Source organism: Bradyrhizobium sp. ERR14 (genome assembly GCF_014198235.1).
In the GTDB taxonomy this organism is placed as follows: domain Bacteria; phylum Pseudomonadota; class Alphaproteobacteria; order Rhizobiales; family Xanthobacteraceae; genus Bradyrhizobium.
On record NZ_JACIHD010000002.1, the window covers coordinates 714,808 to 734,291 of the forward strand.

Annotated in this window: 25 protein-coding genes; 15 read left to right on the top strand and 10 right to left on the bottom strand. The window is 65.0% G+C overall.

Annotation, left to right across the window (positions count from 1 at the left end; translation table 11 throughout):
- Positions 1-97 precede the first annotated feature (97 nt).
- Entirely contained in the window at positions 98-1,456 is a 1,359-nt protein-coding gene (locus GGD62_RS09570; RefSeq protein ID WP_183708176.1) for a histidine kinase, read from the bottom strand.
- A 142-nt stretch (positions 1,457-1,598) separates the two neighbouring features.
- On the opposite strand from GGD62_RS09570, the gene GGD62_RS09575 reads away from it, so the two are divergent.
- Together GGD62_RS09575 and fghA are read left to right on the top strand one after the other, a co-directional pair.
- Entirely contained in the window at positions 1,599-2,219 is a 621-nt protein-coding gene (locus tag GGD62_RS09575) for a response regulator transcription factor (RefSeq protein WP_018320706.1), read from the top strand.
- A 74-nt stretch (positions 2,220-2,293) separates the two neighbouring features.
- A complete protein-coding gene (fghA, locus tag GGD62_RS09580; protein WP_183708177.1) occupies positions 2,294-3,139 on the top strand; it encodes an S-formylglutathione hydrolase in 846 nt (281 codons plus the stop codon).
- A gap of 170 nt (positions 3,140-3,309) precedes the next feature.
- On the opposite strand, the gene GGD62_RS09585 is transcribed toward fghA, so the two are convergent.
- Positions 3,310-3,882, bottom strand: coding sequence for a DUF3280 domain-containing protein (locus tag GGD62_RS09585; RefSeq protein WP_183708179.1), 573 nt, complete (start codon positions 3,880-3,882; stop codon positions 3,310-3,312).
- A gap of 60 nt (positions 3,883-3,942) precedes the next feature.
- On the opposite strand from GGD62_RS09585, the gene GGD62_RS09590 reads away from it, so the two are divergent.
- From GGD62_RS09590 to GGD62_RS09615, 6 genes are all read left to right on the top strand, one after another.
- Complete coding sequence (locus GGD62_RS09590) at positions 3,943-5,124, top strand: ABC transporter substrate-binding protein (RefSeq protein WP_183708181.1); 1,182 nt, start codon at positions 3,943-3,945, stop codon at positions 5,122-5,124.
- Positions 5,109-6,101 (top strand): YVTN family beta-propeller repeat protein, encoded by a 993-nt coding sequence (locus GGD62_RS09595; protein ID WP_183708183.1) that lies wholly within the window; start codon positions 5,109-5,111, stop codon positions 6,099-6,101. Before GGD62_RS09590 ends, GGD62_RS09595 begins: the two co-directional genes overlap by 16 nt.
- Positions 6,098-6,904: an ABC transporter ATP-binding protein gene (locus GGD62_RS09600; RefSeq protein WP_183235303.1), complete on the top strand. Its 807-nt coding sequence runs from the start codon at positions 6,098-6,100 to the stop codon at positions 6,902-6,904. Before GGD62_RS09595 ends, GGD62_RS09600 begins: the two co-directional genes overlap by 4 nt.
- Positions 6,901-7,749 (top strand): ABC transporter permease, encoded by an 849-nt coding sequence (locus GGD62_RS09605; RefSeq protein WP_018320712.1) that lies wholly within the window; start codon positions 6,901-6,903, stop codon positions 7,747-7,749. The genes GGD62_RS09600 and GGD62_RS09605 overlap by 4 nt, the downstream gene beginning before the upstream one ends.
- Entirely contained in the window at positions 7,746-8,354 is a 609-nt protein-coding gene (locus tag GGD62_RS09610) for a hypothetical protein (RefSeq protein ID WP_018320713.1), read from the top strand. The genes GGD62_RS09605 and GGD62_RS09610 overlap by 4 nt, the downstream gene beginning before the upstream one ends.
- Positions 8,355-8,483: 129 nt before the next feature.
- The gene (locus tag GGD62_RS09615) at positions 8,484-8,783 is read left to right on the top strand and encodes a copper-binding protein (protein ID WP_018320714.1); all 300 of its coding nucleotides are present in this window, start codon (positions 8,484-8,486) and stop codon (positions 8,781-8,783) included.
- 168 nt (positions 8,784-8,951) lie between these two features.
- On the opposite strand, the gene GGD62_RS09620 is transcribed toward GGD62_RS09615, so the two are convergent.
- Positions 8,952-9,509 carry a PQQ-dependent catabolism-associated CXXCW motif protein gene (locus tag GGD62_RS09620; protein WP_183708184.1) on the bottom strand — a complete coding sequence of 186 codons (558 nt, stop codon included), beginning with the start codon at positions 9,507-9,509 and terminating at the stop codon, positions 8,952-8,954.
- Positions 9,506-10,387: a substrate-binding domain-containing protein gene (locus tag GGD62_RS09625; RefSeq protein ID WP_018320716.1), complete on the bottom strand. Its 882-nt coding sequence runs from the start codon at positions 10,385-10,387 to the stop codon at positions 9,506-9,508. Before GGD62_RS09625 ends, GGD62_RS09620 begins: the two co-directional genes overlap by 4 nt.
- 126 nt (positions 10,388-10,513) lie before the next feature.
- Between GGD62_RS09625 and GGD62_RS09630 the strand changes: the two genes are divergently transcribed.
- Together GGD62_RS09630 and GGD62_RS09635 are read left to right on the top strand one after the other, a co-directional pair.
- On the top strand, positions 10,514-11,440 hold the full coding sequence (locus tag GGD62_RS09630; RefSeq protein WP_183708186.1) for a quinoprotein relay system zinc metallohydrolase 2: 927 nt from the start codon (positions 10,514-10,516) through the stop codon (positions 11,438-11,440).
- A gap of 57 nt (positions 11,441-11,497) precedes the next feature.
- Entirely contained in the window at positions 11,498-12,316 is an 819-nt protein-coding gene (locus GGD62_RS09635) for a quinoprotein dehydrogenase-associated SoxYZ-like carrier (protein ID WP_177237449.1), read from the top strand.
- A 186-nt stretch (positions 12,317-12,502) separates the two neighbouring features.
- Here the strand turns inward: GGD62_RS09635 and GGD62_RS09640 are convergent, their stop codons facing one another.
- Entirely contained in the window at positions 12,503-12,862 is a 360-nt protein-coding gene (locus GGD62_RS09640; RefSeq protein WP_026202407.1) for a hypothetical protein, read from the bottom strand.
- An 87-nt stretch (positions 12,863-12,949) separates the two neighbouring features.
- On the opposite strand from GGD62_RS09640, the gene GGD62_RS09645 reads away from it, so the two are divergent.
- From GGD62_RS09645 to GGD62_RS09665, 5 genes are read left to right on the top strand one after another with little or no spacing between them, the layout of a single operon-like run.
- The gene (locus tag GGD62_RS09645) at positions 12,950-13,948 is read left to right on the top strand and encodes an ABC transporter substrate-binding protein (protein ID WP_183708253.1); all 999 of its coding nucleotides are present in this window, start codon (positions 12,950-12,952) and stop codon (positions 13,946-13,948) included.
- 1 nt (position 13,949) lies between these two features.
- Positions 13,950-14,687: an ABC transporter permease gene (locus tag GGD62_RS09650; protein WP_018320721.1), complete on the top strand. Its 738-nt coding sequence runs from the start codon at positions 13,950-13,952 to the stop codon at positions 14,685-14,687.
- The gene (locus tag GGD62_RS09655; RefSeq protein ID WP_183232926.1) at positions 14,677-15,405 is read left to right on the top strand and encodes an ABC transporter ATP-binding protein; all 729 of its coding nucleotides are present in this window, start codon (positions 14,677-14,679) and stop codon (positions 15,403-15,405) included. The genes GGD62_RS09650 and GGD62_RS09655 overlap by 11 nt, the downstream gene beginning before the upstream one ends.
- Before the next feature lie 48 nt (positions 15,406-15,453).
- The gene (locus GGD62_RS09660; RefSeq protein ID WP_183708188.1) at positions 15,454-16,257 is read left to right on the top strand and encodes a pentapeptide repeat-containing protein; all 804 of its coding nucleotides are present in this window, start codon (positions 15,454-15,456) and stop codon (positions 16,255-16,257) included.
- 26 nt (positions 16,258-16,283) lie between these two features.
- The gene (locus GGD62_RS09665; protein WP_026202409.1) at positions 16,284-16,631 is read left to right on the top strand and encodes a hypothetical protein; all 348 of its coding nucleotides are present in this window, start codon (positions 16,284-16,286) and stop codon (positions 16,629-16,631) included.
- A 9-nt stretch (positions 16,632-16,640) separates the two neighbouring features.
- Here the strand turns inward: GGD62_RS09665 and GGD62_RS09670 are convergent, their stop codons facing one another.
- The 5 genes from GGD62_RS09670 to GGD62_RS09690 form a co-directional block, all read right to left on the bottom strand.
- Positions 16,641-16,850, bottom strand: a complete 210-nt coding sequence (locus GGD62_RS09670) for a hypothetical protein (protein ID WP_018320724.1) — start codon at positions 16,848-16,850, stop codon at positions 16,641-16,643.
- A gap of 154 nt (positions 16,851-17,004) precedes the next feature.
- Positions 17,005-17,847: a hypothetical protein gene (locus GGD62_RS09675; RefSeq protein ID WP_183235297.1), complete on the bottom strand. Its 843-nt coding sequence runs from the start codon at positions 17,845-17,847 to the stop codon at positions 17,005-17,007.
- Between the two features lie 262 nt (positions 17,848-18,109).
- Complete coding sequence (gene pqqA, locus GGD62_RS09680) at positions 18,110-18,190, bottom strand: pyrroloquinoline quinone precursor peptide PqqA (RefSeq protein ID WP_012029362.1); 81 nt, start codon at positions 18,188-18,190, stop codon at positions 18,110-18,112.
- Between the two features lie 229 nt (positions 18,191-18,419).
- Positions 18,420-18,755, bottom strand: coding sequence for a hypothetical protein (locus GGD62_RS09685; RefSeq protein WP_018320725.1), 336 nt, complete (start codon positions 18,753-18,755; stop codon positions 18,420-18,422).
- Positions 18,756-18,886: 131 nt separating this feature from the next.
- The gene (locus tag GGD62_RS09690; RefSeq protein WP_183708190.1) at positions 18,887-19,279 is read right to left on the bottom strand and encodes an EF-hand domain-containing protein; all 393 of its coding nucleotides are present in this window, start codon (positions 19,277-19,279) and stop codon (positions 18,887-18,889) included.
- Positions 19,280-19,484 lie beyond the last annotated feature (205 nt).

A 19,484-nucleotide genomic window follows, 5' to 3' on the forward strand; every position in this document is an offset into this window, starting at 1 on the left:
CGGCAGTCGCAATCCCGCCAGCCACAAAAGGTCGGGCAATATCGGCTCCCGTTTTCCCGACCAAATCGGGAATTATTCCCGATCACTTCGGGAGCGGTCAGGCGGCCGCGGTCGGAACCAGCGCCTCCACGGTCAATCCGCCGTCGCCGGAGACGACGTTGAGCGTGCCGCCCAGCGCCAGAATCCGCTCGCGCATGCCGACGAGGCCGAAGCCGAGCTTCTGGCCCGGCTCCATGCCGCGGCCATTGTCGCTGACCCGCACCCGCGCGCAAAAGCGGCCGTCCTGCGCCATATGCTGCGCCGGCTCGATGACGACATTGACCGAGGTCGCGCCGGCGTGGCGGAACACGTTGGTGAGCGCCTCCTGCACGATGCGATAGATGGTGAGGTCGGCGGTCTCGCCGGTGACCCCCAGCGACGGCGAGATCACGGTCTCGATGGCGACATCGGGATGCGATTCCCGCCACAGCCGCGACAGCGATTCGAGCGCCTGGCGCAGCCCGAGTTCGGCGAGGCCGACCGGCCGGAGCCGTTCCAGCACGCGGCGGTTGAACTGCTGCAGCGCGTTGATCTGCTCCAGCATGGCGCTGCCATGTTTTCGCACGGCCTCCGCACTCGGGACGCGTCCATCCGCCTGCTTCGCCAGCGCGCCGGCATGCGCCCGCAGCGAGAACAGATACGGCCCGAACTCGTCGTGGAGCTCGCGCGCGATTTCCTTGCGCTCGATGTCCTGGAGCGACACCGCCCGCTCGGCGAGGCGCCGCTTGTCCTCGACCGCCTCACCGAGGGTTGCGGCAAGGTGGTTGAGCTTGGTGCAGATTGCAGCGAGCTCCGGCGCGCCGCCCGGTGCGACGCGGGCCTCGTAATGTCCGCCTTCGAGCTTCCCCATTGCCTCGGCCAGAGACTGGAGCGGGGCCAGCGCCCGGCCGACCACTTTCATCATCAGGAAAAACAGCGCCAGCGCGATCGCCGTGCCGACCTCGAGCTGGGTCACGATGCCGTCCCAGATTTCCGCGATCTCGTCATCGGGATGCGAGGTGATCAGGAGCGAGCCGGGCTTGCCACGGATCGAGACCGGCACGCTCACCGCGGTCTGCTCGGGATGGACCAGGCTGACGAACCAGGCCGGCGGCCCGCGCGTGTCGGCGTCAGTGTCAAGCCGGGGCGGCGTCTGCGCATTGCCGCCGGTGTCCCGAAGCGTGATGCTGACATGGCGCAGGCGGCTGAGATCGCGCGCGATCTGGTTCAGCCTGGCATCCGGATCTGGCGCCTCGTTGAGATCGGCAACGATCATCTCGATGAATTCGCGCGCGAGCCGGATCACGCTCTGATCCTCGGCCTGCACGCGGGGACCTGCCTCCGCGACCTGGCGGCCGATATTGACGGCGAGCCCCAGCGCCAGCAGCAGCGCCAGCAAGAGGTTGATGCGCCCGCGCAAGGATAGATTTTGCCACATTGGTGTCGCCCGTGCCTCGCGAAGCCTCGCCTGCCGCTGTCCGATGACGTTGACAGCGGCGAAGCGCCCGATATCTAATCGGAAGCGTACAGCAATCCCGGCCGGGCGCGAAACAGGCCGACGCTGTCACAAGGAAACGCCTATGCGCATTCTGATCGTCGACGATCATCCCATTGTCGCCTCCGGCTGCCGTGCCGTGCTGGCCGACGAGGGCGAGATCGAGATTCTGGAGGCCGCCGACGCCGAAGACGGCGAGTGCGTCTTCATCGTCGAACGCCCCGACCTCTGCATCATCGACATCAATTTGCCAACCGTCTCCGGCTTCGAGCTCGCGCGCCGCATCCTCGAGCGCGCGCCGGAGGCCCGCATCATCATGTTCAGCATGAACGACGACCCGGCCTTTGCCGCACGCGCGATCGAGTGCGGTGCCAAGGGCTACGTCTCCAAGACCGGCGACCCCGACGACCTCGTCGAGGCGATCCGCGCCGTCGGCGGCGGCGGCACGTATTTGCCGAGCGCGATCGCGCGCAGCATCGCCTTCGCAGGACCGACGCTGGCGCAAAGCCCGCTGTCGAAGCTGAATGCGCGCGAGATGGAGATCCTGCGGCTGCTCAGCGCCGGCAAAAGTCTGTCCGAGATCGCCTGGCTGGTGCAATCGTCCTATAAGACGGTCGCCAACACCTCGTCCATCATGCGCCAGAAGCTCGGGGTGAAGACCTCGGTCGAGCTGGTGCGGCTGGCGATCGACAGCGGTGTTGCCTGACGCAGGCAGCTGCCACAAATTCGGTCACACAAGCGTTGCAATATTGATGTGGTGAGATGCCACGGAGTGAAGGCATGACGATTCAGACTGTCTCGACCAACAAATCCTACGGCGGCGTGCAGGGCGTGTATCGCCATGCGAGCCAGGCGACCGGAACCGACATGGTGTTCTCGGTCTATGTTCCCCCGCATGCCGACGGCGCCAAGCTGCCCGTGGTCTGGTATCTGTCCGGGCTCACCTGCACCCATGCCAACGTCACCGAGAAGGGCGAATTCCGCAAGGCCTGCGCCGAGCTCGGCCTGATCTTCGTCGCGCCCGACACCTCACCGCGCGGCACCGACGTGCCGGGCGATGCCAACAACGCCTATGATTTCGGCTTAGGGGCCGGCTTCTATGTCGACGCGACGCAAGAGCCCTTCGCGCGCAACTATCGGATGTGGAGCTATGTCACCGACGAATTGCCGAAGCTCATAGCGGGAAATTTTCCCGTCGACGCCAAGCGGCAATCGATCATGGGCCATTCGATGGGCGGCCATGGCGCGCTGACGGTGGCGCTGCGCAACCCGCACCGTTTTCGCGCCGCGAGCGCGTTCGCGCCGATCGTGGCGCCCTCGCTGGTGCCCTGGGGCACCAAGGCGCTGACCGGCTATCTCGGACCCAACAAGGACGCCTGGCGCGGCCACGACACGGTGGCGCTGATCGAGGACGGCGCGAAGTTTTCCGGCTTCCTGGTCGACGTCGGCGAGGCCGACAATTTCCTGAAAGAACAGCTCAAGCCGGAGCTGCTCGAAGCCGCCTGCACCAAGGCGGGCATCCCGCTGACACTGCGCCGTCAGGCAGGCTATGACCACAGCTATTATTTCATCTCGACCTTCATGGGCGATCATCTGCACTGGCATGCGGAGAAGCTGAAGGGGTGATCGGCTTCCTTCTCCCCTCGTGATGAGGGATATCTCTCCGCGAGCCCAGTATCGTAGGGTGGGCAAAGCGAAGCGTGCCCACGATTTCTCTCGAATCATTGATTGATCGTGGGCACGGCGCAAGTGCGCCTTTGCCCACCCTACGATTCCCAATTCGCTGAGAGAATATCCTACTCCCGCTTGCCGTAATTCGGCGCCAATAGCCGGTTGCGGATCAAATAGCTCATGGTGCGGGTCCAGGCTTCATCCGTGTTGCCGCGCATGTCGGCGCTGGCGGCGGCGATCATGTTGCCGGTCTTCACGTCGCGCAAATAGATGTTGAGGTTGATGATCAGGTTCGAGACCTTCTGCACCATGCCGGTGATCTCGAGGTCAGCGCCCAATTCGCCGGCGAGCTTGAGATCGCAGCCGCCGCAGGCCTGTAAGTTGGCGTGACGGGCGGCATCCCTGACCGGCGCGATGTCGAGCACCTGGAACCTGCCGGACTCCCTCAATTCCTCGCGCAACTGCTCGCTGATGAGCACGAGCCGCGCCTCTTCGGGCCTGGAGCCGTAGAACTCCCCTGGCAGGCTGGTGTCGATCAGCTCGAAATCGAACACGGCCAGTTTCGGTGGATCGGCGCGCGCGAGCGAAGGCGTCAACAGCAAAGCGGCGATCATCATCAATGCTCGCATGATCGTGATTCCAGGCCTCGCGCGCGCAGGGACGAAATGCGGGGTTGCATGCCCTGCCAAATCGGTCATGCTCGAAGCAGAGACAATTCTCCACCTGCGGTCAAGCCGGGGAGATCGTTCGGAGGAAACATGATCCGATGGTTGGCCGGCCTGATCGGCTTTGCTCTTGCCGCGACGAGCGCGCTCGCGGCGGAGCCTGCCCTGATCGGCGTCGGCTATCTCGGCCTCGCCGGCACCAGATCCACACTGTCGCTGGTCGAGCAGCCCGCGGAGAATGACGGCGTCGCCGGCGCGCGCCTCGCGATCGAGGACAACAACACCACCGGTAAATTCCTGGGCCAGCGCTTCGCGCTGGAGGAGCGCCGCATTAAGGAAGGCGAGGACGTCGTCCAGGCTGCGGCTGCCCTTGCCGAGAAGAACAGCTTCATCATCACCGACCTGCCGGCCGACGCGCTGCTGAATGTCTCGGACGCCTTGCGCGACCGTGGCACGCTGCTGTTCAACGCAGGCGCGATCGACGAGCGGCTGCGCGAGGCCGATTGCCGTGCCAACGTGATCCACACCGCGCCGACACGGGCGATGCTGGCGGATGCGCTCGGGCAATATCTGGTCTGGAAAAAGTGGTCGCGCTGGCTGCTCGTGGTCGGCTCGCATGACGAGGACAAGCTGTTTGCCGATGCGCTCCGGCGCACCGCCGCGCGGTTCGGCGCCAAGATCGTCCAGGAAAAAACCTTCGAGGACAAAGGCGGCGCGCGCCGCACCGATAGCGGCGTGACGCTGATCCAGCGCCAGATGCCCGTGTTCACGCAAGGCGCGCCTGCCTATGACGTGCTGGTCGCCGCCGACGAGAGCGAGGTGTTCGGCGCCTACCTGCCCTACCGCACCTGGGATCCCCGCCCCGTCGCAGGCTCGGCCGGCCTCGTGCCGCGCAGCTGGGACGCCGCGCAAGACCAGTGGGGCGCGATCCAGATGCAGAACCGCTTCGTCAAGCTGAACTCGCGGCGCATGACCGCGCTCGACATGCAGGCCTGGACCGCAGCCCGCATGATCGGAGAGGCGACCTCGCGCACCAATTCCGGCGACGTCAAGAAAGTCACCGACTTCATCAAGGGCCCGGATTTTTCGGTCGCCGCCTTCAAGGGCACGCGGCTGACCCTGCGCGACTGGAATTGGCAATTGCGCCAGCCGATCCTGCTGGTCGATGGCCGCATGGTGGTGTCGGTCTCGCCGCAGGAGGGTTTCCTGCACCAGGTCTCCGAGCTCGACACGCTCGGCTACGATCGTCCGGAGAGCAAATGCAAGCTGAAGTGAGAACGCAGATATTGCGCATGTGGCGTGTGGGGCTCCTGTCCGGATTGGCGCTCGCGGCAGCGCCCGCCCATGCATTCATCGCCTATGTCTCGAACGAGAAGAGCAATACGGTCACGGTGATCGACACCGAGAGCTGGACCGTGACCAAGACCATCAAGGTCGGCCAGCGCCCGCGCGGCATCGACTTCACGCGCGACGGCAAGTTCGTGATGGTCGCCGTCGGCGACGACGACACCATCCAGGTGATCGACGCCAAGACGCAAGCCGTGGTAGACAGCCTACCCTCCGGCCCCGACCCGGAATTGTTCGCCCAGGATGCGGCCGGCAAGATCCTCTATGTCGCCAACGAGAACGACAACACGGTGACCGTAATCGACCTCGAGAAGCGCGCCCGGCTCGGCGACATCCAGGTCGGCGTCGAGCCCGAGGGCATGACCATCAGCCCCGACGGCAAGACGCTGATCAACACGTCGGAAACGACCAACATGGCGCACTTCATCGACACGGCGTCGCGCCAGATCGTCGCCAACGTGCTGGTCGATGCACGGCCGCGCTTTGCCGAGTTCAAGCACGACGCTTCCGAAGTGTGGGTCTCCTCCGAGATCGGCGGCACCGTCTCGGTGATCGACCCGAAGAAGCACGAGGTGATCGGCAAGGTCACGTTCGAAATTCCGGGCCTGCGGAAAGAGGCGATCCAGCCGGTCGGCATCGGCATGACCAAGGACGACAAGACCGCCTTCGTCGCGCTCGGCCCCGCCAATCGCATCGCCGTCGTCGACGTCGCCTCGCGCAAGGTGACGAAATATCTGCTGGTCGGTCAGCGGGTCTGGCATATGGCGTTCACGCCCGATGAAAAATACCTGCTCACCACCAACGGCGTGTCGAACGACGTCTCCGTTATCGACGTCGCCGCGCAAAAGGTGATCAAGACGATTCAGGTGGGCGAACTGCCTTGGGGCATCACGATCGCGCCATGACCAGCCCAGCTCCGATTCCCGAGCCACAGGAGGCGCCGAAGCTGGAAGCGGCGGCGGTGCCGGCGCTGTCGATCGACGGCGTCAGTCATGCCTACGGGCAGCGGCGTGCGTTGATCGACGTCTCCTTCAACGTGCAGCCGGCGAGCTTCACCGCCCTGCTCGGCCTCAACGGCGCCGGAAAGAGCACGCTGTTCTCGCTGATCACGCGCCTGTTCGGCATCCAGAGCGGCCGGGTCGGCATTTTCGGCCACGACATCAGCAAAAGCCCCGGCGAAGCGCTGCGGCTACTCGGCGTCGTGTTCCAGCCACGCACGCTCGATCTCGACCTGTCGCTGACGCAGAACCTGCTCTATCACGCCGCGCTCCACGGCATCAGCCGGAGCGAAGCCGCCGCACGCAGCACCGAGCTGCTCGGCCGCATCGGGCTCGCTGACCGCGCCGGCAGCAAGGTGCGCGATCTCTCCGGCGGACAGATGCGGCGGCTGGAAATCGCCAGGGCGCTGCTGCACCGGCCGCGGCTGCTGTTGCTGGACGAGCCGACCGTCGGCCTCGACGTCAAGGCGCGCGCCGACATCATCAGCCAGGTCCGCCAGCTCGTGACGGAGCAAGGCATCGGCGTGCTCTGGGCCACGCATCTGTTCGACGAGATCATGCCGAGTGACGACCTCGTGGTGCTGCACCAGGGCAAGGTGCTGGCGCAGGGGCCGATGAACCGCGTCGTCACCGAGGCAGGCGCGCAGGACGTCAACACCGCCTTCATGCGCCTGACCGGCGCGCAAACCATGCCGGGAGGCGGCGCATGAGCAGCATCACCACGCGCGAGGTGCCGCGCGGCTTCTCGGTCCAGCAGTACCTGACCTGCCTCACCGGAATCGTCTGGCGCGAGGGGTTGCGCTTCCTGCATCAGCGCGAACGCTTCGTCTCGGCGCTGGTGCGGCCGCTGGTGTGGCTGTTCATCTTCGCCGCCGGCTTCCGTCAGGTGCTCGGCATCTCCATCATCCCGCCCTACGAGACCTACATCCTCTACGAGGTCTATATCGCGCCCGGGCTGATGGCGATGATCCAGCTCTTCAACGGCATGCAGTCCTCGCTCTCGATGGTCTACGACCGCGAGATGGGCAACATGCGCACGCTGCTGGTGAGCCCGCTGCCGCGCGGGTTCCTGCTGTTCTGCAAGCTGCTGGCGGGCACCGCGGTGTCGCTGCTCCAGGTCTATGCGTTCCTGCTGATCGCCTGGTTCTGGGACATCACTCCGCCGTCGTCAGGCTATCTCACCGTGCTGCCGGCGCTGATCCTGTCCGGGCTGATGCTGGGCTCGCTCGGCATGCTGATCTCCTCCGGCATCAAGCAACTCGAGAACTTCGCCGGGGTGATGAATTTTGTCATTTTCCCGATGTTCTTCGCCTCGTCCGCGCTCTATCCGCTGTGGCGGGTGCAGGAGGGCAGCCCTTATCTGTACTATCTGTGCGAGGCCAATCCGTTCACCCATGCGGTCGAGTTGATACGCTTTGCACTCTACGGGCAAATCAACTGGGCCTCGCTGGCAGTGGTCGCGGCTTGCACAATCGTCTTCATGATCGGCGCAATTCTGGCCTATGATCCCTCGCGTGGGCTGGCGCGACGGGGGCCTGCAGGAGGCGAAGGATGAAGGTTCTGGCAATGGCTGTTGTGGCGCTGGCGCTGTCGGGCACGGCCGCGCGCGCGGCCGATCCGCGCTATCCCGACTGGCCCTGCACGCAAGCCAAGGTGCCGGAGATTTCACTTGCCGCCGTCTGGGCCGGCCCGGCGCTCGACGACGTCCAGAACACATGGAAAGACGACGCCAAGGTCAGCGCGCTGGTCGCAAAACTATCGGCGCGCAAAACGCCGCTCGATGAGGCCGAAAAGTCCGTGAAGGAATTTCTGGCCGCCTCCGCCACCGACAAGACCGCGAAGGCAAAGCTCCTGTTCGCCGGCCTGTTCGACACGCTCAATGCCCAGCGCTCCCAGGTGATGGCCGGGCTCGAACGCGTCAGCCGCAAGCAGCGCGAAGCCGCCGACAAGATTCGCGAGGAGACGATCGCCCTTCATGCGCTGCAGGGCGCGACGCCGCGCGACGAGGCCAAGGTCGAGGCGCTCGGCAACGAACTGATCTGGAAGACCCGCATTTTCGAGGACCGTCACAAGGTCGTGCGATTCGTCTGCGAGGTTCCAACCACGATCGACCAGCGCCTGTTCGCACTTGGCCGCGTGATCCAGCAGGAAATGGAATAGCGCCCGCCTCGCTGGCGCCCACCACAGGTTCCCGGATCGGCCCGGTTAACCTTTGCCCTGCTATCTGCCGGAACCAAATCGATCTAGGATGGCTTGTCGAAGTGAACTCCAAGTCGTCGGGAGGCCTCGATGGGAACCACAAGATTCATCTGTGCGGGCGCTGCGGCCCTCAGCATGCTCGCAACCAGCGCTCTTGCTGACGACATGACCGGAATGGTCATGCGGATCGACCGGCTCAACGGCACGATCTCGATCCAGCAGACGCAGAAGGGCACCGTCGGTGGCAGCGCTGGCGGCGCCGGCGCGCTCCAGGAGTACAAAACCAAGGACGCCGCGATGCTGGAGGCCGTTCATGCCGGCGACAGGGTGAACTATTCTGCGACCGAGAACAACGGCACGGGCACGCTGACGAAGCTGCAGAAGCAGTAGGCGCTTGCCTCTCCCCGCTTGCGGGGAGAGGCCGGATTGCATCGAAGATGCAATCCTGGTGAGGGGGAGTCTCCGCGAGTCCGACTCTCACCGTCCCCGAGGAGAGTCCCCCTCACCCCAACTCTCTCCCCGCAAGCGGGGCGAGGGAGCAGAACTGCGTTCACTCGTCTACTGCTCCGGCCGCGGCTCCGGCTGCGCATTTTCCGTCGGCAGCTTGGCGCGCTCCCAGCCGTCGGTGCCGTCAGGGTACCAGGCGATGTTGGTGTAGCCATACGCCAGCGCGCGCTTGGCGGCGTTCCAGGACATCCAGCAGTCGGCGAGGCAATAGATCACCAGCAGCGCGGCCTTGTCGCCACGCGAGGCCTGTGCGAGGCCGCGCTGGAGATAATCGTCCATGGCCGGCGGCAAACTGCCGTAGCCGGTATCCGGCAGCCAGATGCTGCCCGGAATGTTCTTGCGCGGCGCATCGCGCCACACCGTGCCTGCTGGAAGGTTCTTCGGCTTCGGCGGGCGCGGCAGCACGTCGACGAACGCACCGCTCCTGGCGCGCCAGATCGCTTCGGCTTCCACCGTGTTAAGCACGCGCGCGCCGACGAGCGTCGCCGGCACCGGTGCGCGATAATTGTCGGCGCGATAACCCTCGGGCTCGAACGGCTCCTGCTGCTGCGCGGATGCCGGCACCGCCAACGCGGCAACGACGAGCGCAGCGGCAAGACGCCGCCTCATGGCGACTTCTTGGCCGCCTCCGCGCTGAGCGGCCGATCGCTCTCGTCGAGCAACGGTATACCGAAGTCGACCAGGATCTTGTTGATCTCGCCCTGGTTCTCCTGGATCAGCTTGTTGAGCTGTCGCTTCCAGTTCTGGTCGGCGGGACGCACGCCCATGCCGATGCGATAGACCAGCTTCGGCCCCGTGGTTTCCTTCACCAGCGGCGTGACGTGAAGCGAGCCGACCTTCTTCGCGTAGTAGCCGGCCATGGGTCCCCACAGCACCCCGGCGTCGATCTTGCCGGCGGCGAGGTCATCGACCATCGCTTGCGCCGAATTGTCGTAGCGCGTGTCGATCATCAGCGGATAGGGCTTTGCATCGCTCATCAGGCCGGCAATGGCCATGTTGGTCGCCGGCGGCGTTCCGGCGACGATGCCGACATGCTTGCCCTTCAGCTTCGGATCCTCGAGCGTTTCGACGTCCTCGAGCCCGCTGCCGGCCTTGGCGACTAGGGCGTACGACGTGCGGTAGTAGGGATTGGTGCCCTGCACGACGTCATCACCTTGCGGAAAGCCCATGATGACGTCGCAGCGATGCGCGCCCAGCGTCATCCGAACGAAGCCGGTGGCCTGCGGGAAGAAGACGTAGTCGAGCTTCTTCTTGAGCTTGTCGGCAAACAGCTCGGCCAGCTTGTTCTCGAACCCCTCGCCCTTCTCGTTCGAGAACGGCAGATTGCGCGGATCGGCGCAGACGCGCAGCACGTTCGGGTCGACCAGCTCGAACGAGAGGTCGCCGCTGTCGCTGGTCTGTGCGATGGCGACATCGCCGAACGCACAGGACGCAACCAGGACCCCCAGTGAAAACAACCAGCGACGATGTCGTCCGGCCTCCGTCATCGCGCTTCCTCCTCGTTTTGTTTGAATGCTATCCATGCAACGCATGACGCGCCATGTTTTGCCAGACTTCGCTGGCTTTGCTTTGTTGCAGTGCAATGCAGCAACCCTTTGAACTGAGGCAGAAAAGTGTCTCGCATCGCTCGAGTGATCGCAGCCTTGTCCCTGCTGGGGATCGTAACGCTAGCACGGGCCGGGGCGGCCGAATTGCCTGTGAGCGAAGTCGCACCGGGAATCTTCGTACACTCCGGGGCCATTGCCCTGATGACCCGCGAGAACGAGGGCGACATTGCCAATGTCGGCTTCATCGTGGGCGATGATGCCGTAGCCGTCATCGACACCGGCGGCAGCCTCCGCGAAGGCGAGGCCCTGCTGGCCGCCGTGCGGGCCCGCACGGCCAAGCCGATTCGCTATGTCATCAACACCCACGGCCATCCCGACCACGTCTTCGGCAACGCGGCCTTCGCCGCCGGAGACACCAGCTTCGTCGGTCACAGCAAGCTGCCGCAGGCGCTCGCGACGCGCGGACCCTACTATCTCGACAATTTTCGCCGCATCATGGGCAGCGAATTGATCGATCCCGTGAAGATCGTTGCCCCGACCCTCCTGGTTTCGGACACGATGACGCTCGATCTCGGGTCGCGTCGCCTGACCTTGCGCGCCTGGCGGACCGGGCACAGCGACAGCGATTTGACCGTGTACGACGAGACGACGAAAACCCTGTTCGCAGGCGACCTCGTCTTTCTTCGCCACATTCCGGTCATGGACGGCAGTATCCGCGGCTGGCTCGACACGTTGAAGGAATTGGAGACCATCCCGGCGCAACGCGTCGTTCCCGGTCACGGCCCCGTGAGCGACTGGCCTGCCGCGCTGGCCGATGAGCGGCGTTACCTGTCAACGCTGTTGTCCGACGTGCGCACGCTGAACAAGAATGGCGAGCCGATCCGAGCCGCCGCCGACAAGGCGGCTGCACAGGAGCGGCCGCGCTGGGAGTTGTTCGGCGATTACAATGCCCGAAACGCAACTGCAGCATTTTCGGAAATTGAATGGGAGTAGCAGGCGCGCTACGATGGGTGCAGGAGATCAGCCTCGCTGACTCCGGGGACCATGACCATGACCCGATGGACACGCCACCTGCCCTTGATCGCCGCCCTGTTCGGCATCGCCTTCGCCGCACCAGTGCAGGCTGAAGAAGCCGACGATCCCTGGCCGGGCCTGGTGCAGGACATCTTCAACAGCCGTGCGATGAATGACGGCAGCGCCGTCATCGGCATCGAGATGCCGTATCGCGCAGAGGACGCGGCGATCGTGCCGGTGACCCTGCGTAGCAAGCTGTCACCCGCAGACAGTCGCCGTATCCGTTCGATCACGCTCGTGATCGACCGTAACCCGGCGCCGATGGCCGCGAAGTTCGAGCTCGGCTCCGATGCCAATGTCACGGAGATCTCGACGCGCGTGCGTGTCAACAATTACACCGATGTGCACGCGGTGGCCGAGCTCAGCGACGGCCAGCTCTATGTCTCGAAAGTCTATGTGAAGGCCTCGGGCGGCTGCTCGGCGCCGGCAGGAAAGAACGCCGAGGAGGCGCAAAACCGGCTCGGCCAGATGCGCTACCGGCAGTTCGCGCGCGAGGAAGCGCCCGCGAGCCGCATCCGCGAAGCACAGATCATGATCGGCCATCCCAACAATTCCGGCCTGCAGATGGACCAGGTCACGCAGCTCTACATTCCCGCCTTCTTCGTCAACCAGCTGAAGCTGACGCAGGACGACAGCCCGGTGCTATCGATGGAAGGCGGCATCTCGATCTCGGAAGATCCCAATCTGCGCTTCACCTACGTCTCCAACGGCGCCAAGCGTTTCCGCGCGGAAGCAAAGGACACGGATGGGCACGTGTTCCGGAATGAGTGGGATGTAGAGAAGCCGGGGACGTGAGAGGCGGATCACCCGCCCCTGGAGGGGGAGGGTCGGCTCACATGGAGCGCAGCGAAATGTGAGACGGGGTGGGGTGACGGTCTCTCCACATCCGACACTGCCGAGTGGAGAGATCACCCCACCCCGCTCGCGCTGCGCGCGATCGACCCTTCCCCTCCAGGGGAGGGTAAGACATCGCCGCTATCATCAAAAACACCTCACCTCGGCTTCCGCCTGCGCGCGCCGCAAATCGTTCACTGCCGTGTTCGCCTGCTCGGAGGTGCGGAACTGGACGCCGAGATTGCCGCGGACCTGGGACATGCTGAGCGCGGTCTCGGCAGTCACGTAGCGCTCATAGGTGACGATCGAGGCGACCACATCGATCGAGCAGGAACATTGCTCGATCGATTGCCGACTCTCGCCATTGGCCTTCATGCAGCCATAGACGTACTCCGCGCGCGCCGACGTCGGATAATCATTGGCCTCCTCGGCCCGCGCCACGCACGCGGTCGCCGCCAACACCGTCAATGCGGCGACAATCGGTCGTAGCTGTCCGGCCAGTTTCATGCGCATCCTCCCGCGGGTTGCGAGCAAAGCTATGCTATGCGTATTGTCCTGAAAAGCACTCTGTCAGAGGAAACGGCTCACAAGGTGATGAGAGCATTTGGCGTGATAAGGGCACTTGGTCGCACATTGGCGCTGGCGACGACGCTGACGCTGACCTTGGCCGCGCCCGGCCGCGCCGCGGATTCGATCCGCCTTGCGGTGCAGAAAACCGGAACATTCTCCTGGGAGCTGGCCGCGATCCGCGCGAGCGGTCTCGACAAGGAGGCGGGCCTTTCGCTCGAGGTCACCGAGCTCGCGAGCACCGAGGCCGGCAAGATCGCGATGCGCGCAGGCAGCGCCGACATCATCCTGTCGGACTGGCTGTGGGTGTCGCGCGAGCGCGCGCTCGGTGCCAAGCTCACCTTCTATCCCTATTCCAGCGCGCTCGGCGCGGTGATGGTACCCGCATCCTCTCCGATCAAGACGCTCGCCGACCTGAAGGGGCGCAAGCTCGCGGTCGCCGGCGGGGCGATCGACAAGAGCTGGCTGCTGCTCCAGGCGAGCATGAAGCAGGACGGCATCGACCTGAAGTCGGAGGCGACCATCGCCTACGGCGCCCCGCCCCTGATCGCCGCCAAGGCGCTCGACGGCGAGATGGAGGCGAGCCTCAATTTCTGGAATTTCTGTGCCCAGCTCGAGGCCAAGGGATTTCGCCGCCTCGCCGGCATCGAGGACATTCTGCCGAAGCTCGGTGCCAAAGGCGCGGTCTCCGCGGTCGGCTATGTCTTCGACGAGAATTGGGCGGCGAGCCATCGCGACGCCGTGGCGCGCTTCATCACGATGACGCGCAGGGCCAAGGAGCTGCTGGTGACCTCGGATGCGGCCTGGGACAAGATCGCGCCGCTCACCGGCACGTCCGACGCAGCCATGCTCAAGACCTATCGCGACCGCTATCGCGACGGCATTCCGCGCCGGAGCATCGACGACGAGGAGAAAGACGCGCGCGTGCTCTACCGCGTACTGGCCGAGATCGGCGGCCGCGACCTCGTCGGCCCGGCGGCCGAGCTCGATCCGGGCACGTTCTATCACGCGGTCCCCGGAGATTGAGGTGCTGCGTCTTCTGTCGTTCGCCCTGTTTCTCGCGATCTGGTGGATTGCCGCGCTGTTCGTCGGCGGCGCGAAGCTGCCCTCCCCGCCGGCCGTGCTCGAGGTGATGATCGCGGAAGCCTCATCCGGCGCGCTGTTCCTGCATCTCGGCGCCACGCTGGCGCGCGTCACCCTCGCCTTCGTGCTGGCGATGTCGCTCGGCAGCGCCATCGGCTACCTGATGGGACGGGTCAGGCTCGCGGATAAGCTCGGCGATCCCTGGCTGATCCTGCTGCTCAATTTGCCCGCGCTGGTCGTGATCGTGCTGGCCTATATCTGGGCCGGTCTCACCGAAGCTGCCGCGATCGCGGCGATCGCCATCAACAAGCTGCCGACCGCGGTCGTCACCTTGCGCGAGGGTACCCGGGCGCTCGACCGCTCGCTCGACGAGATGGCGAGCGTGTTCGCGATGCCGCGCTGGCGCGCGTTCCGCCATGTCGTGCTGCCGCAGCTTGCGCCCTATATCGCCGCGGCTGCCCGCTCCGGACTGTCGCTGGTGTGGAAGATCGTGCTGGTCGCCGAACTCTTGGGCCGTCCGAACGGCGTCGGCTTCGAGATCGGCGTCGCCTTCCAGCTGTTCGACACGCCGCGGCTGCTGGCCTATTCGCTGACCTTCGCCGCGGTCGTGCTCGTGATCGAAACCTTGCTGGTGCAGCCGTTCGAAGCCCGCGCAACACGGTGGCGGCCCCGTGCGGCTTGAGGTCGAGATCACAGGCAAGACGTTCAGGAGTGCCGCGGGCGGAACGCACGAGGTACTGGCGCCGCTCAAATTCGCGCTTTGCCCCGGCGAGGTCGGCGTGCTGATCGGCCCGTCCGGCTGCGGCAAGAGCACGATGCTGCGCATCATCCTCGGGCTCGATAGCGATTTCAGGGGCCACGTTGCGCGTCCGCCGCAGGCGCGGATCGGGATGGTGTTCCAGGAGCCGCGGCTGTTGCCGTGGCGTTCGGTCGAGCAGAATGTGCGGCTGGCGGCGCCCAACGTGACCGAGGCGAAGCTGTCGGAGCTGTTCAGGATTCTGGAGCTGGAAGCGCATCGAAGCCACTTTCCCGGCGAGTTGTCGCTCGGTCTTGCCCGGCGCGTCGCGCTCGCGCGCGCTTTCGCAGTCGAGCCCGATCTGTTGGTGCTCGACGAGCCCCTCGCCTCGCTCGACGATGCGCTCGCCGGCCGCCTGCGCGACGAGATCGCGACGCTGGTGGCCAGCCGTCCGGTGATGACGCTTTTGGTGACACACAGCCTGGACGATGCAGTGCGCCTCGGCGACCGGCTGTTCTTCCTGTCGCCGCGGCCAGCGCGGATCGTGGCCGAGGTGCCTATCGGCATCCCGCGCGACAGACGCGGCGAAGCCGAGATTGCGGCGATCAAGGCCGGCCTCGCCCAACGAACTCAAGGCGACCGCACTGAGCGAGATGTCTCATAGCCGGTCGCCTGGCGGACGTGCTAGACTGGGCCGGCGGCGGAGTCGATGATGACGCGGACGGTCGCCCTCTCAACGCTGGCAACGCTTGGTCTTGCACTCGTCACGATGACGGCGGGCGCGCAGGACATGATGCGCGACGTCGACCTCACCTCCCCCGCGATGGTCTCGTCCGAAATGACCAGGCCAGAGGTCGAGGCCGTGCTGGCCAAAGCGAGCGCCGCGCAGCCTGCCGATTTCACCGGCAAACGCCTGTCGGGCCTCGATCTCTCGGGGCTGGACCTGTCCAACGCGGTCTTCCGCGCCGCGCGGCTCAACAAGACAATACTCCGAGACGCCAGGCTTGACCGTGCAATCCTCGATCAGGCGTGGCTGCTGGATGCGGATCTTACCGGCGCAAGCCTGAAGGGCGCCAATCTGTTCGCCTCGCAAATGGCCCGCGCGCGTCTCGACGGCGCGAACCTGTCAGGAGCGCGCATCGCTGCCGATCTCACCGGCGCAAGCCTGGTCGGCGCTTCGATCGCGGACGCGAATCTGGGCGCCGATATGCGCAACCAGTCGATGGGGCTGATGCGCGCGGTGCTGAGATCCGCCAATCTGGAACGGGTGAACGCGCGCAACGCCGATTTGTCGCGCGTCGACCTCGAATTCGCAGTCCTCAGGGGCGCCGATCTGAGCGGCGCATCACTGAAAAACGCCCAACTCGGCGGAGCCGATCTGACGGGCGCCATCGTCATCGACGCCGATTTCGACGGCGCCGATCTCGTCTCGGCGAAGCTGATCGCACTGAACGGCCTTGACCGCGCCAAAAATTTCGACAAGGCAAAGAACCGCGAGCGCCTGATCAGGGAATGATGGCCCGCCTTTGGGAGGACTGGCTGATGCGTTGGGTTCTAGCTTTGATCGCGTCGTTGACGCTTGCCGGCGAAGCCGCCGCGCAGGCCAAGGGCAAGGGCATAAGGCTCTGGAACCTGACGACGGAGACGATCTCCGGATTCCAGCTCTCACCCGCCGGCAAGACCGATTGGGGACCGAACCAGTGCTTGAACGACAAGGACAAGGAGGTCGACCACGACGAGCGGCTGCGCATCACCGGCGTCGAGCCGGGCCGCTACGACGCCAAGGTCAGCTATCCCAATGCGCGGCAATGCGTCGTTCGCGACATCGAGATCAGGGCAGACGCGGTGTTCTCGATCGCCGACAAGGATCTGAAAGACTGCAGCAAGTAGCGAGACGCCTCACGCCTTGTCGTTCGGGTGCGGATATTCGCAGCGCCACCGCACCGCCTGCCACTTCGGATGGTCGCCGACCCATTGCGCGATATAGGGGGGCGCGGCCATCGCGCATTGCCGCGGCGACCCGCCATAGTTGAACATCAGATGCTGTTCCTCGCAGGTCGCAGGCGAGAGCACCGCACACACAGTCACCACCAGGTCAATCGGGTTCATGCCGGGATCCTCTCGCAAGGGGCGGTCAAGATTAGCACGAAAGGTTACGTTCCACGGAAGCGGAAGTTTCAGATCCGGGCGAGAAATGGGGCCGGAACTGGGCTCTTCCCGTGCTCCCGGGCAAAGCAAAGCCTGGGCATGACGACGCTCTCTGCTAAAAATTAACCCCGAACACCATCCGGGCCTGGTGGCGTTCGAAATTGACGAGGTCGAGATTGCTGCCCGATCCGGCCGGGCGCCCCCAGGCCTGCATGCTCCAGCTCAAGGTCAGCCGCGAGCGCTCGGAGAGCTGGAAATAAGCGGTCGGGCCGACGAACAGGGCCTGGCCTGAAAACTCGCCGAGGCCGATGCCTTCGTATTGCCGGAAGTAGCGCAGCTCGCCGCCGAGCAGCATGTTGGGCCGCACACGCACCAGGCCGGCGAACGCCGCACCGATCGTCGAACTCTTCTCCGACTGCCCTGCCACCTCGAAGCGCGCCCATTCCGGTTGATAGATCAGGTTGAGGGCACCGATGGCGAAGTTGGGGATGAGCTCGCGGTCGAAAGCGAGGGTGAATTCGGTGCCGTACATCCGCCCCTTCGCGCCGCTGGTCTCGTCGATGCGGTCGCCATGCAGCTCCGCGGCGATGGTGAGTCCGAACGGGGCGTGCTCGCGGTTGAGCAGGCGATAACGCAGGTCGAGCGAGGCGCCCTGGAAGTTGATCTGGCGGCGGTCGTCGATATCGGGGACGCCGGTGATGTCGTGCAAGCTGGCGGCGGCGCCGACCTCGATGCGGAAGTTCGGCAGCGGCACGATCTCGATCTCGACCTCTTTCTCAAGAGCGCGATAGGTCCCGCCGCCCTTGCCGAAGCGCCCCGTCGTCTGGCTCTGGAATTCGCGCTCGCCGGGATTGCCGACATCGGTGCCGATCATGAAGCCGAAGATGTGCTCGGTATCGAAGCCCTCCTCGGCGTGCCCATGCGTCGGTGTCAGCGCGACCGCGCAGGCAAGCACCATCAGAAATCTGCGAGCTCCGCCGCGCATCCCCATGCCCCGAAGGCGCGCGCCGCTTTGATGCGGCAGCAGCGCTGACCGGCCATCAGCGTAACACACTGCAGCAAGAGCGTGGTCGAGATTTTGATGGAAGATGATTGAAGCCTGCGCAGGCGTGTCATCGCGTCGATGGCAAGACGCAGAGCACAACGATGCCAGGCCTGAGATCCGACACTGCCACGGCTTCGACGGCGTTCACCGTCAAAGCCGCGGCAGGTCGTCAGTCTTACTTGCGCGCAGCGCAGGCGTACATGTTGATTTCCATGCCGACCGGCACTTCCACGATCTTCGGAGCTTTCCAAGCCATTCGGGGTCTCCCCAAGGTATTGAGCGCGACATCGCGCGGCGCAAAACCTAGGGCTGCGTTAGGTGCAGTTCAAGCCTCGATTCGCCTGCCGAGCGCGTCCGTGTCGATTCTTCGCGGCTGCATTTCTCTCTCGGACAAAGCCAGTTCCCTCTTGGTCAAACACGACCTGCGAGACACCGTCTTGTGCGACGCACCGCACGTCGAATCGACACGAATGGCACCGTCGCCGTCAGCAGCCCTTATCGGCCATTGCGGCGTCCGGCTTGGCACCTTCGGCGCGCTGAGCCGCCGTCGGCTGGCTCTGCATCTGCCGCTGCGCATCTTCGGATGAAGCCGGCGTTTCGCCACTTGCACGATTCATCGTGCTGGTCGGCGGATGCTGGCTGGTGTCGCCCGCTGAACTGGACGAGTGCGACTGCGCTGCGCCTACCGTCACGGGACCAGAACCGGCATCCTTGTCAGTGCTGGCGCTGCCCGTGTTGCACGGGCCGGCGACGGCGACGCCGGCGCTCAACGCCAGGATCGCGCAGGCAGCAAGAATGGAACGTTTCGTGTTCATCTGCATCTCCTCTTCTCCCGCCGCGCTGCCCCGGCGCCGAGCAGGACTCGCGAAGAGAACAGGCCGAACAGCCTGATGTTCCGAGTGTCGGAGCGGAAATGCCCGCAAACGCCCCCTCGTCTGTTCCGATTCACCGTTCACCGCAACAATCGCAGCAGCGACCGGCCAGCGCGCGAATTCAGCTCCTTCGCATCGAGCGTTCCGTCCTTGTCGGGATTGGCCGCGTTGAAGCGCTGCTCGACCACGGCGAGATATTCGTCGAGCGTCAGGGTCCCGTCGCGATCGGGATCGGCCGCGGCAAGCTCTTTCGCCGTCAACCGCCCGCGCAATTCGCGCGCGTCGAGCGTGCCGTCACGATCGGGATCGAGCTTTGCGAACGTTGCGGCGGCCGCCTTCTTCACCTCGGCAAGATCGAGCGTGCCGTCATTGTCGGTGTCGAACAACTTGACCGCGTTGCCGGAGGCCGACCACGCCGGACCGGACAACAATGCAATGGTGAGTGCAAGCGCAACTGAGCGACGCGAAATCATCAAGACCTCCCAGATGAAGAGCCCCGGTTCGGGCGGGACACAACGAAATAAATCCACAAGCAGTCCCAGGTTCAAGTCCGTAACTGCAACTTGCGCGCGCGACAACCCCGGGGAACCCGGCTTGCGCCCCCCGAACGACCGACGCCCGGAGCTGCGTCGCGTCGCGGGATTTTTCAGCGTCTCCGCACAAGTGGGACTCGGCTGC